Source organism: uncultured Agitococcus sp. (assembly GCF_937920075.1).
GTDB lineage: Bacteria > Pseudomonadota > Gammaproteobacteria > Pseudomonadales > Moraxellaceae > Agitococcus.
Genome location: NZ_CALETI010000052.1, coordinates 1 through 14704, shown reverse-complemented (window position 1 = coordinate 14704; position 14704 = coordinate 1). Strand labels below are relative to the sequence as shown.

Genomic DNA, 14704 nt, shown 5'->3' with positions numbered 1-14704 from the left:
AAGGAGGGAGTTTCCCCCTTTATAAAAGGGGGCTAGGGGGATTTGTTAATTTTTAGTTTTTAAAGGAGCAACCTCGATGTTGCTGTGGTTAGCCGATTATTTAGCACAATATTATAAAGCCTTTCATGTGTTTAATTACTTAACCTTGCGCGCAATGTTAAGTATTTTAACCTCATTGGCGATTGCCATTTGGTTTGGCCCCAAAATGATTGATTACTTGCGTAAATTAAAGTTTGGTCAAGCAGTGCGTACCGATGGCCCACAAACGCATTTGGTCAAGTCTGGTACGCCAACGATGGGTGGTGCGTTAATTTTAGTGTCTATTGGCGTGAGCACTTTATTATGGTCAAACCTAAATAATCCCTATATTTGGATTGTCTTAGGGGTCATGGTGGTTTTTGGTGCAGTGGGTTGGGTTGATGACTACCGTAAAGTCGTTGAAAAAAATCCGCGTGGCTTACCTGCCAAATGGAAGTATTTTTGGCAATCAGTGGGCGGTATCGCTGCTGCCGTTGCTTTGTATTATTTGGCCAAAACCCCTGCCGAAACCACCTTAATTTTTCCCTTCTTTAAAGACTTAGTCTTACCTTTAGGCGTATTTTATATTCTGTTAACCTATCTGGTGATTGTCGGTAGTAGTAATGCTGTTAACTTAACCGATGGCTTAGATGGTTTAGCAATCATGCCCACCGTTATGGTGGCAGGTGCATTAGCCATTTTTGCCTACTTAACAGGTAATATTAAATTTGCCAGTTATTTACATATTCCTTATGTGGCTGGTTCAGGTGAATTAATTGTCATTTGCTGTTCAATTATTGGTGCAGGTTTGGGCTTTTTGTGGTTTAACGCTTATCCCGCCGAAGTGTTTATGGGGGATGTAGGCGCATTGGCTTTGGGTGCGGTGTTGGGTGTGATTGCGGTGATTGTTCGTCAAGAAATCGTCTTGTTTATTATGGGCGGTGTGTTTGTCATGGAAACAGTCTCGGTCATGCTGCAAGTCGGCTCGTTTAAATTACGTGGCAAACGTATTTTTCGCATGGCGCCCATTCATCATCACTACGAGTTAAAAGGCTGGCCAGAAACCAAAGTGGTCATCCGCTTTTGGATTATTAGCTTTATGTTGGTGTTATTAGGTTTAACTACGTTAAAGATTCGTTGAGGCATCTATGGCTGGTCTGATTCAGCGTGAAGGTTTGCGTGTTGTTATTGGTTTAGGCAAAACGGGATTGTCTTGTGTGCGTTATTTGCGTGGTTTGGGTTACAAAGTTGCGGTTAATGATACCCGCGATAACCCACCGAATTTAGCTGAGCTACAAGCAGAGTTTCCTGATGTGGAAATTAGTTTGGGTAAGTTGGATGAGCATTTATTATTAAAAGCCCACGAAATTATTGCCAGTCCGGGTATTTCAATTAATGAGCCCGAATTAGTGTCTGCACGTTTAAATGCAGGCATTTCGGTGATTGGTGATATTGAGTTATTTTGTCGTGCCGTTGATAAACCCATTGTCGCCATTACAGGTTCTAATGCTAAAAGTACGGTGACAACCTTAGTTGGGCTAATGGCCGAAAATGCAGGAATTAACGTTGCCGTTGGTGGTAATTTGGGTACGCCAGTTTTAGAACTACTCAATCAACCTGCGGATTTATATGTTCTAGAGCTGTCTAGTTTTCAATTAGAAACCACCCATAGTTTACGCGCTGCAGCGGCGGTGGTCTTGAATATTAGCGAAGATCATATGGATCGTTATGCCAATATGCAGGAGTATCACAAAGCCAAACATCGCATTTATCGTAATTGCCATTTTTATGTCACCAATCGCCAAGATTTACTCACTGTACCATTGTTGCCAGACATGATTCCTAATACCAGTTTTGGCTTAGACAAACCTGATCTAAATACCTATGGCGTGATTCGTGAACAAGGCACAAGTTATTTGGCCAAAGGACAAGCAAAACTGTTAGCCACCGATGAAATGGGCATTTTTGGTGAGCATAATGTCGCTAATGCTTTAGCCGCTTTAGCATTAGGTGAAGCCGTTAATATTCCAATCGCGGCGATGTTGCAAACCTTAAAAGCATTTACAGGGCTAAAACATCGTTGCCAGTTAGTCGTTAAACATCAAGGCGTTGCTTGGTATAACGATTCTAAAGGCACTAACGTTGGCGCAACTTTAGCAGCAATTAATGGTTTGGGTGCAGCAATTAGCGGCAAAGTATTATTGATTGCAGGGGGAGTGGGTAAAGGCCAAGATTTTAGTCCTTTGTCACCCGCCTTAGCACAATATGGCAAAGCCTTAATTTTATTAGGTGAAGATGCTGATAAAATAGACCAAGCGGTCAATGCTGATATTAAAAAAGTACACGTATCTAGCCTAGTTGAGGCGGTAAAACAAGCACAACAATTGGCCTCAGAGGGTGATGCTATTTTGTTGTCACCTGCTTGTGCGAGCTTCGATATGTTTAAACATTATGAAGATCGTGGTGAGCAATTTGTGCTTGCTGTTCAACATCTCAGTCGTTAATTATTTTCTTTTAACCCTCTTTAAAAAGAGGGTATTTGCTGAGCATCATTTATGAAAATCGCGCTCAAAAAACCTTCTTTTTCTATTCCTAGACATTGGATTGTCCCTGATTGGCAACAAGAATTTACTGCTCGTCGTTTATTGATGTTGGCAGTAGCCGTATTAGCTTGTTTGGGCGTAACAATTGTTGGTTCAGCCTCAATGAGTATTGCCAGTGCTGACTTTAACAATCCTTTTTATTTTTTTACGCGTCATTTAGTTTATATGATGTTAGGTGTCACAGCGGCAACGATTGCCGCTAATTTGCCCATGAGTTTTTGGCAGAAGTGGTATCCTGTTATTTTGTTAGTTGCCGTGATTTTGTTGATTGCTGTTTTAACCCCCCTTGGTCGACGAGTAAATGGTAGTGCTCGCTGGTTGGGAGTTGGAGGCTTAACTATTCAACCGTCAGAAGTGGGCAAATTTGCCGTTGTTTTGTATATGTCTATTTATTTGGTACGACGTCAGGATCAAGTTCGTGCTGGACTCAAAGGTGTTTTGCCTGCAAGTTTTATCTTAGGTATTGTCATTGCCTTATTTATGGGTGAACCAGACTTTGGTGCCAGTTTGGTATTAATGGTCTCTGTATTTGGTATGTTGTTTTTAGCAGGTGCGCCACTTAAACACTTTATGATTTTAGGGGTTGCTGCGGTCAGTGGTGCAGTGGGTTTGGCTTTTTCTGCCGAATATCGAGTTAAACGTTTAATGTCATTTTGGGACGCATGGGACGATGCCTATGGCACGGACTATCAATTATCACAAAGTTTGATTGCCTTTGGTCGTGGTGATTGGTTTGGTGTAGGTTTAGGCCATAGTGTGCAAAAACTATTCTATTTGCCCGAAGCACACACCGACTTCGTATTTGCTATTTTTGCTGAAGAATTTGGTTTGGTTGGTGTATTTGTTTTGTTTTTTGCCTTTTATTTATTTGTGCAAGCTGGTATTCGTATTGGGCGAAATGCCATTAATAAGGGCTTGTTACAAGAAGGCTATTTAGCTTATGGCATGATTTTTTTAATGTTAATGCAAATTATTATTAACATTTCAGTTTGCACAGGCTTATTTCCAACCAAAGGCTTAACCTTACCCTTTATCAGTTATGGTGGCAGTAGCTTAATTATGGTATTTGCGATGTTTGGTATTTTATTGCGTATAGATACTGAAACTCAGCAATTACAATCGACGGCAACAGGAGAGCAAAAATGACTGTTAAATCGGTAGTGGTGATGGCAGGTGGTACAGGTGGACACGTTTTCCCTGCGTTAGCCGTTGCTCAGCATCTCAGTCAACAAGGGATTAATATTCATTGGTTGGGGACAAAAAACGGCATTGAAGCCGATATTGTGCCAAAAAATGGTTTTGATATTAGCTATTTAGAAGTACAAGGTGTGCGTGGTCAAGGTTTGGCGCGTTTATTACTTGCCCCTTTTAAAATTTTATTAGCGGTTATTGCCGCTATGAAAGTGTTAAGAGCAGTAAAAGCAGATTGTGTGATTGGTTTAGGCGGTTATGTCACAGGGCCGGGTGGGGTTGCTGCTCGTTTATTAGGCAAGCCCTTAATTATTCATGAGCAAAATGCGGTAGCTGGTTTTACCAATAAACAACTAGCCAATATTGCTACCCAAGTGTTGCAAGCCTTTCCTGCGGCTTTTCCTCCTAGCCCCAAAGTAACCACAACAGGTAATCCTGTCCGTCCTGTAATTGCAAATTTGGCATTACCAGAACAACGTTATGGTCAACGTAGTGGCGCATTACAAGTGTTAATTTTGGGTGGTAGTCAAGGTGCAGTCGCACTTAATGAGTTAGTACCAGATGCCTTAGCGATTTTAAGTAAAGAACACGCTTTAACTATTCGTCATCAAACAGGCAAAAAACAAGTCGAAGTCACCCAACAACGTTATAAAAACTTAGGTATTAGTGATGCCAATGTTCAGCCATTTATTAATGATATGGCTGAAGCGTATGGTTGGGCTGATTTAGTGATTTGTCGTTCGGGGGCGTTAACGGTCAGTGAGCTCGCAGCAGCAGGTGTCGCTTCGGTATTAGTACCATATCCACATGCCGTTGATGACCATCAAACGGCTAATGGTCGTTATTTAAGTGATGAAGGCGCGGCAATTTTGTGTCAACAAGCCAGCTTAACGGCTGAAAACTTGGCACAAACCTTAAAACCATTATTATCTCGACCAAAATTGCTGCAAATGGCCAATATTGCTCGTAAACTTGCACAACCCAAAGCAACCGCAACAGTTGCCCAATTTTGTCTTCGTAGTTGAGTCTTTTTATGATTAATCAAAGCTCGCGTGGTCGTTTAATTGAAATTCCTGAAATGCGTCGTATTCGCTGTATCCATTTTATTGGTATTGGTGGTGCGGGGATGTGTGGTATTGCCGAAGTATTACTCAACCAAGGCTATCAAATTTCAGGTTCTGATGCCAAAGCAGGCAAAACCACAGAACGCTTACAACAATTGGGCGCAACGGTCTTTATTGGTCATGCTGCCGAAAACATTGCCAAAGCCAATGTCGTGGTTGTGTCAACCGCAATTGATAATACCAACCCTGAAATTGTTGCTGCGCGTGAAGCACGTTTACCCATAGTACGCCGTGCCGAAATGTTGGGCGAATTAATGCGATACCGTCATGGTATTGCTATTGCTGGAACACATGGCAAAACCACGACAACAAGTTTAGTCACTTCTATTTTGGCCGAAGGTGGTTTTGATCCAACTTTTGTCATTGGCGGTTTGTTAAATAGTGCAGGCACAAACGCTAAATTAGGTGGTAGCCGTTATTTAGTCGCCGAAGCCGATGAAAGTGATGCGTCATTTTTACATCTACAACCAATGGCTGCGGTTGTCACCAATATTGATGCTGACCATATGGATACCTATGGTGGCTCTTTTGAAAAGCTCAAAGATACTTTTATTGAGTTTTTACACAACTTACCATTTTATGGTTTAGCAGTGGTTTGTGGCGATGATGCCGTGATTCGTGAATTGCTGCCAAGAATTGCGCGCCCAACAGTTACTTATGGTTTTGACGAGGCCAATGATATTCGTGCTGTCGATGTTCGCCAAGAAGGTATGCAAACACACTTTACTGCCTTGCGTCCACAAAAAGAGCCATTAGCAATTAGCCTAAATTTACCAGGTTTACATAATGTCTTGAACGCCTTAGCAGCCATTGCGATTGCCACGGATGAAGGCGTAGAAGACGCAGCTATTCAACGTGCGTTAGTAAACTTCCAAGGTGTGGGTCGTCGTTTCCAACAATATGGCGAATTTGAATTTGATCAGGGCTCGGTGCGTTTAGTCGATGATTATGGTCATCACCCACGAGAAGTTGAAGCCACCTTAAAAGCCGCACGACAAAGCTTTCCCGATCGCCGTTTGGTGTTAATGTTTCAACCTCATCGTTACACCCGTACCCGTGATTGCTTTGAAGATTTTGTACAGGTGTTATCACAAGTTGATGTTTTATTATTGTTGGATGTGTATTCAGCGGGTGAAAAACCCATTGCGGGCGCAGATGGACGCACCTTAGCACGGAGTATTCGTGCGCGTGGTTTGGTTGAGCCGATTTTTATTGAAAAAACCGAAGAGTTGAATACCTTATTAAAAACGGTGTTGCAGCCTAATGATGTGTTGTTAACTCAAGGTGCAGGTACAGTCGGTGCATTAGCCATTGAATTAGCACAAAATAATTTATATTTAAGTTAAGTTTATCCAGAAAGTCTCCTCTCCCGAATTTAGGAGAGGGAATACCCTGATAATTTGAGAATCAAGAGTTTATATTTTATGAGTCAGCAAGATTTTGGTCGTGTTGCCGTATTATTTGGTGGTACATCCGCAGAGCGTGAAATTTCTTTAAAAAGTGGTCAGGCCGTGTTGCAAGCCTTGCAACAAGCAGGTGTTAATGCACAGGCTTTTGATCCTGCCGAACAAAATATTGGTGATATTAAAGCCTATGATCGTGCGTTTATTGTGTTGCATGGTCGTGGTGGCGAAGATGGTACGATGCAAGGTGCATTAGAGTTATTGGGTGTACCATACACAGGCAGTGGTGTGTTGGCTTCCGCTTTAGGCATGGATAAAACCCGTACTAAACAATTGTGGTTGGGGTGTGGCTTACCGACACCTGCGTATGCGCGTTTAACAGCCAATACCGATTTTGCCCAAGTGATTGCTGAATTGGGTTTACCCTTAATGGTTAAACCCGCACACGAAGGCTCTAGTATTGGTATGCGTAAAGTCGAAAAGGCCGAAGATTTGCAACCTGCCTACGAATTTGCAGCAAAATATGATAGCGAAATCATTGCTGAAAAATGGGTAACAGGTAAAGAATATACGATTGTGATCTTATGTGACAAAGCCTTGCCAATCATTCGTTTGCAGCCGCACCAAAGTCATGGTTTTTATGATTTTGAAGCTAAATATAACGCCAACGACACCCAATATTTGTGTCCTTGTGGTTTAAGCGACGAAGATGAACAAGCCTTACAAGCCTTAGCTGTCCGTGCATTTAATATGGTCGGGGCAACAGGTTGGGGACGTATTGATGCTATGCGTGATGAGCAGGGCAATTTTTGGTTATTAGAAGTGAATACAGTTCCTGGGATGACCGATCACTCTTTAGTGCCAATGGCCGCTAAAGCAGCAGGTTTAAGTTTTGAGCAATTAGTGTTGACCATTTTGGCACAAACGAATAAGTGATACGAGTAGACTACATGACTTCTTCCGTGGCAACTGCACAACAACTCACCCCTAAGCAACGTCAATGGCGAACGCTGTGGCGCATATTAAGCTTTTTGTGGCTGCTTGCAGGGTTAAGCTTGTTGGCGTGGGGCGTTTGGGGCTTATGGGTGCAGTTGCAAGAAAAAGCCCCGTTAGCTTTGGTGCATATAGAAGGTGATATTAGCCCAGCAGATCGAGAAGAGTTATCAGCTCGTTTAAAAAAGGTTGTGCAAGGCAGTTATTTTAGCACCGATTTAGTGGCTATTCGTGATGCAGTATTAATGTCACCGTGGGTTGAGAGTATGTCAGTCCAACGTCGTTGGCCTGATGGTATTCGGGTGTTGGTGGTTGAGAAAAAAGCCGTTGCACGATGGGGCGAACGACAATTTTTGAGCGCACGGGGAGAGGTGTTTCAACCCAAAGTTGGACATGAAGGCAACAATTTACCTTTATTGTTTGGCCCAGTTGGCAAAACTTCTTATGTCATGGAGCAATTTCGTAGTTTTAATGATTTATTAAGACCATTAAATTTACGAGTTGTTGAGTTACACTTAACCGAAAGACGAACATGGTTTATGACGATGGACAATGGTTTACAGCTTGTTTTAGATCAAAATCAAGTTCATGAAAAGTTACAGCGTTTTCTATCGGTGTATCAACAAGTATTAAGTCCCTATGCCGACCGTATTGAACGTATTGATTTACGTTACCGTTATGGTTTAGCCGTAAAATGGAAAGAAGGGCAAGCGGTTGCTGTAGTTAACAATCAACTGGCTGCGACGACAGTACAGAATAAGCAGCCTATATAGATTAAGTTAGAGCCTATGTCGTTATTGTTTATTAGATGATGTGATCTATAAAACAGCGAAATGTCTAAACTCTATAAGTTTTAAGGTTAAGGTAATGGCAGATACAGAAAAATTGATTGTTGCTTTAGATGTGGGTACTTCTAAAGTTGTGGCACTAATTGCTCAGATTTCTCAAGAAAAAGAAATTGATGTGATTGGTGTTGGCAAAAGTCCGTGTACAGGTCTAAAACGTGGGATGGTAGTTGATATCGAAGAAACCTCACGAGCGATTAAACAAGCCATTAAAGAAGCTGAAAATATGGCACATTGTACTGTACATTCGGTATTTGTAGGCATTGCAGGCAATCATATTGTCAGCCGTAACTTACAAGGTGCAGTACATATTCGTAGTGGTGAAGTCTCTAATTTGGATATGGATGCGGTATTGGACAATGCCAAAACAGGAGCTGTACTTCCCGAACAAAAAATTCTGCATATTTTGCCGCAAGAATTTAATGTTGATAACCAATATGATATTCGTAATCCGATGGGAATGTCAGGCGTTCGTTTAGAAGGGCATTATCATCTCGTGACGTGTGGTTTAACGGCTTTACAAAATTTAGAAAAATGTGTTCACAATTGTCAGCTAGGTGTTGATGATGTCATTTTAGAACCGTATGCAGCTGCCAATGCGGTATTAACCGATGACGAAAAAACCTTAGGCGTATGTTTGATTGATATTGGTGCAGGTACAACAGACATTGCTATCTATATTCATGGTGCATTACGTTATACCGAAATTATTCCTGTCGGTGGTGAACATGTTACTAATGATATTGCGCAAGTTTTACGTACACCGCTTGTAGAGGCAGAGCAATTAAAAGTTAAACAAGGTTGTGCGCAGTCGATTGCGGTTAAACGAGAAGAATATATTAATGTGCCAACTACAGGTGATAGAGCGCAACGTAAGCTTGAAAGACACGTTTTAGCCTCTATTATTGAGGCACGTTATTTGGATCTCTTTGAATTTATTCAAAGACGATTTGATGAATTAGAAATAAGTGATTATTTACATGCAGGTATTGTCTTGACGGGTGGTGCAGCACGTATTGAGGGCGCAGCAGCCTTAGCGGACAGTGTCTTTGGTGCACAAAAAACACGTATTGGCATGCCCAGTTTACGTGCCGAAGGTAATGGCCAATTGGTGCAAAGCCCTGTTTATGCAACCAGTGTTGGTTTATTAATGGCGGGGCGAGATAAAATTTTGGCGGATGTTGATAAACAACCTGTGAAGCGTACAGGTTTGGCGATTAATACAGATGGTTTTATTGCCAAATTGCGAGCTTGGTTAGAGAAAAATTTCTAATATGTAACATATTATACAAAGAGTCACTTTTTCTAAGCATAACTCTATGTATATTGTTAAAATAGAAAAGCTATTGTGTTCTTAAAGATCACGACAACTTTATTTAGTAACAAAGATTTATGCACTCAATATATCAGTGCAAATCTTACAAAGTTTATGGTCATACAAGGAGTGATGATTGTAAACAGTACTCTTTGAGTAGGAGAATTTCGATGGGCATTTTTAAAATTGCAGATGACCAACAAACACATAAAGGCTTAGGTGGTCCAGTTATCAAGGTAATTGGTGTTGGTGGTGGCGGTGGTAATGCTGTGGACTATATGGTGCAAAGTCATTTACAAGGTGTAGAATTTATTTGTATTAACACCGATTTGCAAGCATTGAATGCAATGACTTCTCAAAAGAAAATACAGATAGGCGTAGAATTAACGCGTGGTTTGGGAGGTGGAGGCAAGCCTGAAATAGGTCGTCAAGCTGCTTTAGAGAATCGTGAAGATGTTATTGATGCTTTAAAAGGCGCAGATATGGTCTTTATTACCGCAGGGATGGGTGGTGGTACAGGCACAGGTGCTGCCCCTGTCGTTGCTGAGTTGGCTCGAGAGTTAGGGGTATTAACCGTAGGTGTGGTGACGCGCCCGTTTTCTTTTGAGCGTCGTGATATTTTGGCCGAACAAGGTATTGTTGAGTTATCTCAACACGTTGACTCGTTAATTACCATTCCAAACTCTAAATTATTAAAAGTTTATGGTAATAAAATTACCATGATTGAAGCGTTTAAAAGGGCTAACAATGTCTTATTTGAAGCCGTGCGTGGTATTTCTGACATGATTACCCGTCCTGGTATGATTAACCTAGACTTTGCTGACGTGCGTAACGCCATGAGTGATCGTGGTTTGGCGATGATGGGAACAGGTGTGGCATCAGGTGCAGACCGTGCGCGTGAAGCAACGATTAAAGCTATTAACAGCCCATTATTAGATGACATCAAATTAGAAGGTGCAACTGGTTTATTGGTATCTGTTGCAGGTAATGCTGATGTTAGTTTAGAAGAGTTTGATACTGTGGGTGAAATTGTTGCACCATTGGCTGAGCAGGGTGTCGCGATTAAAGTGGGTATGATTGTTGACGAAGATATTGGTGATGATATTCGTGTAACCGTTGTTGCAACAGGTTTAAGCAAAGCACCTCAGCTAGCAACGGCGGGGGTACAAGCGGCAGCAACTGTAAATCGTCCACGTTCACCATTAGGTACACCAGCTCCTGCTGCGCCATCTCGTAACTATGATGAATTTGATACACCTTCCGTGTTGAAAAAACAACAAGCCGCTACGCCAGCACCAGCAACTAAGCCAGAAGCTGCGCCGAAGTCTGATTTGTTGAATATTCCATCATTCTTGCGCCGTCAAAATAATAGTTAAGCTTTTTTAACTAATAAATTGACTAACCCCCTCTATTGAGGGGGTTTTTGTTTTGATTGCTGTAAATATAGGCAAATTACGCAAGAAAGTATGGTTAAATTACAGACAAAACTTGCACAAAATCTAAAAAATGTTAGTATCAGCCTTTAGCTCTGAAACATTTTGTCACAATGCTGCGTCAACGAACCCTCAAAAATACCATCCGCGCTACAGGCATTGGTCTGCATAGCGGTCAAAAAGTTTATTTAGCCCTCAAACCTCATGAGGTGGATGGTGGTATTGTCTTTCGCCGTACCGATTTAGATCCGCCTGTCGATATTCCGTCAAATGCCTTGTTGGTTAATGAAACCACAATGTCATCTAATTTAATTAAAGATGGTGTAAAAGTCGGTACAGTTGAACATTTGATGTCGGCATTAGCAGGATTGGGGATTGATAATGCGATTATCGAAGTCAGTTCCGCTGAAATTCCAATTATGGATGGTAGTGCTGGCCCGTTTGTCTTTTTAATTAAAGCCGCAGGGATTATTGAACAGCACGCACCTAAAAAATTAGTACGCATTAAACAACCCATTGAAGTGGTTGATGGCGATAAACGCGCCGCTTTTGTGCCTTATGATGGTTTTAGAGTGGCTTTTACCATCGATTTTGACCACCCAGCCTTTTTAGATGACCACAAAAGTGCGTGTGTTGATTTTTCAACAACTGCTTATGTCAAAGAAGTCAGTCGGGCGCGTACTTTTGGCTTTATGCGTGATATTGAATATCTAACCTCTATGGGATTGGCTAAAGGTGGAAGTTTGGATAATGCTATTGTCTTAAATGACGAAGGGGTAATGAACAAAGAGGGTTTACGTTACGAAGATGAGTTTGTTCGCCATAAAATGTTAGATGCGATTGGTGATTTATATATCTTAGGTTATGGTGTTATTGGTGAGTTTCAAGGTTATAAATCTGGCCATGCTCTCAATAATAAATTGCTTAGAGCCTTGTTAAATCAACCAGAAGCATGGGAAATTGTGACATTTGATGACGAAGAATTAGCTCCAATTGCCTATATTCAGGCATTTCCGCCTCAAGAATCTCATTAAATACAGTAGGTTACTCCTGATTTTAGAGTTTGTTATACAAAAAAACATTTTGTCTGATTGTTGTTCGATTATCTTGCCAAATGACGTAAAGCTTGGCTAAGCTCTGCATCGCCAATAGCTTCTGCCGTTTCTAATAATAATTTTTTGGTTTGATCTGAAAGCGGTTTGGCTGGTTCATGTTGTGCTTTAGCGACCGTTGTCTGCTCGTCATACAAAAATTGAATACGTATCAGTTGGCTAAAAGTCCTATGCTGGCGTAATTTTTGCAAATAATGTGCTTGGAGGTAACGTAGTTGCCCTAATAGGGCTTGATTGTGGGTTTGAAAGGTTAGAACACCATTAACATAAGATGTAATGTGGCATTGGCCTTTTATAGCTGGTAAAAGCTCAGCAACAATAGCGTTGAGTTTGGCTAAATAGTGGACTTGTGTGCTCAGTTGTTGTAATAGCGGTGTGCGAAACAATTCGCTACTATGTGGTACACGATATGACATAAGCCCCACCCAACGAGGAAGAATAGTCTAAGACAGCCTGCTGTTTTGTTGATTATGGCACATAAGTGTCGATTGTCTAACTCTAAAAGCAAGTTATTGCCAAGAGATGACAGGCTCAGACTACTCTGCGAATCACTAAGTAATATAGTTTTGTTGCTTAGTTCAATTGCCAAGAGAGCCTTTAGTCAAATAATGATTAGAGGCTAAGTAAGCAGGAGATAAACAGCGTGAAATTTCCTTTATGGCGTCAATATGCCATGCGACCTTTGATGTTGCGTTTGACCCCCGCTACCATAGCGACCTTTTTAGGAACAGTGGGTTTGTTAGCTTCCGCCGTTGGTGCGGTTGGTTACGCCGTAGGTACTAAAAATACGGAACCTGTAAAACATTTAGTTGTTAGTCAACAATCGACTGTTTCAACTACACAACCCGAACAACAATTGCAAGCAGTCAATCAACGTGTTGCCGAAATGCAAGCACAATTATTGCGTTTAGATGCTTTGACACAACAAATGGCGCAATCAGCCCATGTGCCTGTTCAAGAGTTTACAATTGATCCTAAAGGGGCAAAAGGTGGCCCTTTATTAGAAGAGATGTCAGTTTTAGGTGAAGATAATATTGATCTTCGTCTGCAAGAGTTATCGACATTAATTGCTCAAAAAGAAGCTCAAATTAAAGCCCTTGATCGTATTTTGTCGCAAAAAAAATGGCAAAGTAATCTTAACTATTTAGCGAATTTACCAGTTCGTCAGGGTGCAATTACCTCTACTTATGGTTATAGAACAGATCCTTTTACAGGGCGTACCGCTTTTCATGCGGGCATGGATTTTTCTGGAGCAGAAGGTGAAGACATTTATGCAGTTGCCGCAGGTATTGTTAGTTTTGCAGGACAAAAATCTGGCTATGGTAATGTTATTGAGGTAACACATGGTGATGGTTATATTACACGTTATGCTCATGCCCAACGTTTAGCGGCCAAAGAAGGCGATATGGTTGCTAAAGATCAAGTGATTGCCTATATGGGATCAACAGGTCGTTCAACAGGTACTCATTTGCATTATGAAGTGCTTGTCAATGGCAAACAAATTGATCCAATGACCTATGTCAGCATGGCATTAAAAAGAGACTAATTTTTTAGTTTAGCCATAAAAATAAGCCAATAGAGATATTGGCTTATTTTTTTGTCAGTATTTTGCAGCCAATTAGCAAAAGCTACTTCTCAAGCGTGTAATTCTAGGTAGAATCACGCCCTGCACAGGATATGTTTCAAATTTTACAAGCGTGAGTCTAAAACGCTTGTCTTTGCTAGTTTTGCCCCCATCTCTATGCACAACAGCCTAGCTGATACAAAAAGAGTGGATATTTAAATAAAGAGTGGCTTTTATGTTTGCACGCCTGATTAGCGGAATTTTTGGCACGAAAAACGAACGCGAATTAAAACGAATGCAGAAGGTGGTTGATGCCATTAATGCATTAGAACCTAGTATTCAAGCATTAGATGATGCTGCCTTGTCAGCCAAGACCCAAGAGTTTCGTGACCGCTATACCAAGGGTGAAACTTTAGATCAATTATTACCCGAAGCCTTTGCTGTTTGTCGTGAAGCTGCTCACCGTGTCATGGGTATGCGTCATTATGATGTACAGTTAATTGGTGGTATGACCCTACATGAAGGTCGTATTGCCGAAATGCGTACAGGTGAAGGTAAAACCTTAATGGCAACGCTCGCCTCGTATCTAAATACTTTAGGTGGCCAAGGCGTGCATGTTGTGACTGTTAACGATTATTTGGCAAGCCGTGATGCTGAATTAAATCGACCATTATTTGAGTTTTTAGGCTTAAAAGTGGGTGTTATTCGCTCCATGCAGCCAACTTCCGAAAAGCATGACGCTTATTTGGCCGATATTACCTATGGTACCAATAACGAATTCGGCTTTGATTTTTTGCGCGATAATATGGCGTTTTCTTTACAAGAAAAACATCAACGTGGTTTGAGTTTTGCCATTATTGACGAAGTTGACTCGATTTTAATTGATGAGGCGCGTACCCCGTTAATTATTTCAGGCGCATCTGAAGGGTCATCGCAGTTATATGCAGCTATTGATGTGATTCCTGCTCAGCTGACTCGTCAAAAAGAAGAAGGCAAACCAGACGGTAGTGATTATTGGGTAGATGAAAAACATCGCTCAATCGAACTAACCGAAACGGGTTATGAAAATGTCGAAAATCTTTTAGTGCAAATGGGTTTGTTGG

13 protein-coding genes are annotated in these 14704 nt (G+C 41.3%); 12 read left to right on the top strand and 1 reads right to left on the bottom strand.

Features of this window, described 5'->3' with window-relative positions; genetic code table 11:
- Positions 1–76 precede the first annotated feature (76 nt).
- From mraY to lpxC, 10 genes are all read left to right on the top strand, one after another.
- Positions 77–1159, top strand: coding sequence for a phospho-N-acetylmuramoyl-pentapeptide-transferase (gene mraY, locus Q0212_RS01580; RefSeq protein WP_297921188.1), 1083 nt, complete (start codon positions 77–79; stop codon positions 1157–1159).
- A 7-nt stretch (positions 1160–1166) separates the two neighbouring features.
- Positions 1167–2522, top strand: coding sequence for a UDP-N-acetylmuramoyl-L-alanine--D-glutamate ligase (gene murD / locus Q0212_RS01575; RefSeq protein WP_297921186.1), 1356 nt, complete (start codon positions 1167–1169; stop codon positions 2520–2522).
- A 51-nt stretch (positions 2523–2573) separates the two neighbouring features.
- The gene (ftsW, locus tag Q0212_RS01570; protein WP_297921183.1) at positions 2574–3767 is read left to right on the top strand and encodes a putative lipid II flippase FtsW; all 1194 of its coding nucleotides are present in this window, start codon (positions 2574–2576) and stop codon (positions 3765–3767) included.
- Positions 3764–4837, top strand: a complete 1074-nt coding sequence (murG, locus tag Q0212_RS01565) for an undecaprenyldiphospho-muramoylpentapeptide beta-N-acetylglucosaminyltransferase (protein ID WP_297921180.1) — start codon at positions 3764–3766, stop codon at positions 4835–4837. Before ftsW ends, murG begins: the two co-directional genes overlap by 4 nt.
- Positions 4838–4845: 8 nt before the next feature.
- A complete protein-coding gene (gene murC / locus Q0212_RS01560) occupies positions 4846–6282 on the top strand; it encodes a UDP-N-acetylmuramate--L-alanine ligase (protein WP_297921178.1) in 1437 nt (478 codons plus the stop codon).
- 78 nt (positions 6283–6360) lie between these two features.
- Positions 6361–7275, top strand: coding sequence for a D-alanine--D-alanine ligase (locus Q0212_RS01555; protein WP_297921175.1), 915 nt, complete (start codon positions 6361–6363; stop codon positions 7273–7275).
- 14 nt (positions 7276–7289) lie between these two features.
- Positions 7290–8105 (top strand): cell division protein FtsQ/DivIB, encoded by an 816-nt coding sequence (locus Q0212_RS01550; RefSeq protein ID WP_297921171.1) that lies wholly within the window; start codon positions 7290–7292, stop codon positions 8103–8105.
- Positions 8106–8199: 94 nt separating this feature from the next.
- Entirely contained in the window at positions 8200–9450 is a 1251-nt protein-coding gene (ftsA, locus tag Q0212_RS01545) for a cell division protein FtsA (protein ID WP_297921168.1), read from the top strand.
- A 212-nt stretch (positions 9451–9662) separates the two neighbouring features.
- The gene (gene ftsZ / locus Q0212_RS01540; RefSeq protein ID WP_297921165.1) at positions 9663–10868 is read left to right on the top strand and encodes a cell division protein FtsZ; all 1206 of its coding nucleotides are present in this window, start codon (positions 9663–9665) and stop codon (positions 10866–10868) included.
- 170 nt (positions 10869–11038) lie between these two features.
- Positions 11039–11959 carry a UDP-3-O-acyl-N-acetylglucosamine deacetylase gene (gene lpxC / locus Q0212_RS01535; protein WP_297921163.1) on the top strand — a complete coding sequence of 307 codons (921 nt, stop codon included), beginning with the start codon at positions 11039–11041 and terminating at the stop codon, positions 11957–11959.
- Positions 11960–12027: 68 nt separating this feature from the next.
- On the opposite strand, the gene Q0212_RS01530 is transcribed toward lpxC, so the two are convergent.
- Entirely contained in the window at positions 12028–12453 is a 426-nt protein-coding gene (locus Q0212_RS01530; protein WP_297921160.1) for a DciA family protein, read from the bottom strand.
- A 227-nt stretch (positions 12454–12680) separates the two neighbouring features.
- Between Q0212_RS01530 and Q0212_RS01525 the strand changes: the two genes are divergently transcribed.
- Positions 12681–13583, top strand: coding sequence for a M23 family metallopeptidase (locus Q0212_RS01525; protein WP_297921157.1), 903 nt, complete (start codon positions 12681–12683; stop codon positions 13581–13583).
- A 253-nt stretch (positions 13584–13836) separates the two neighbouring features.
- On the top strand, positions 13837–14704 hold an 868-nt coding region (locus tag Q0212_RS01520; protein WP_367175462.1), incomplete at its 3' end, for a DEAD/DEAH box helicase.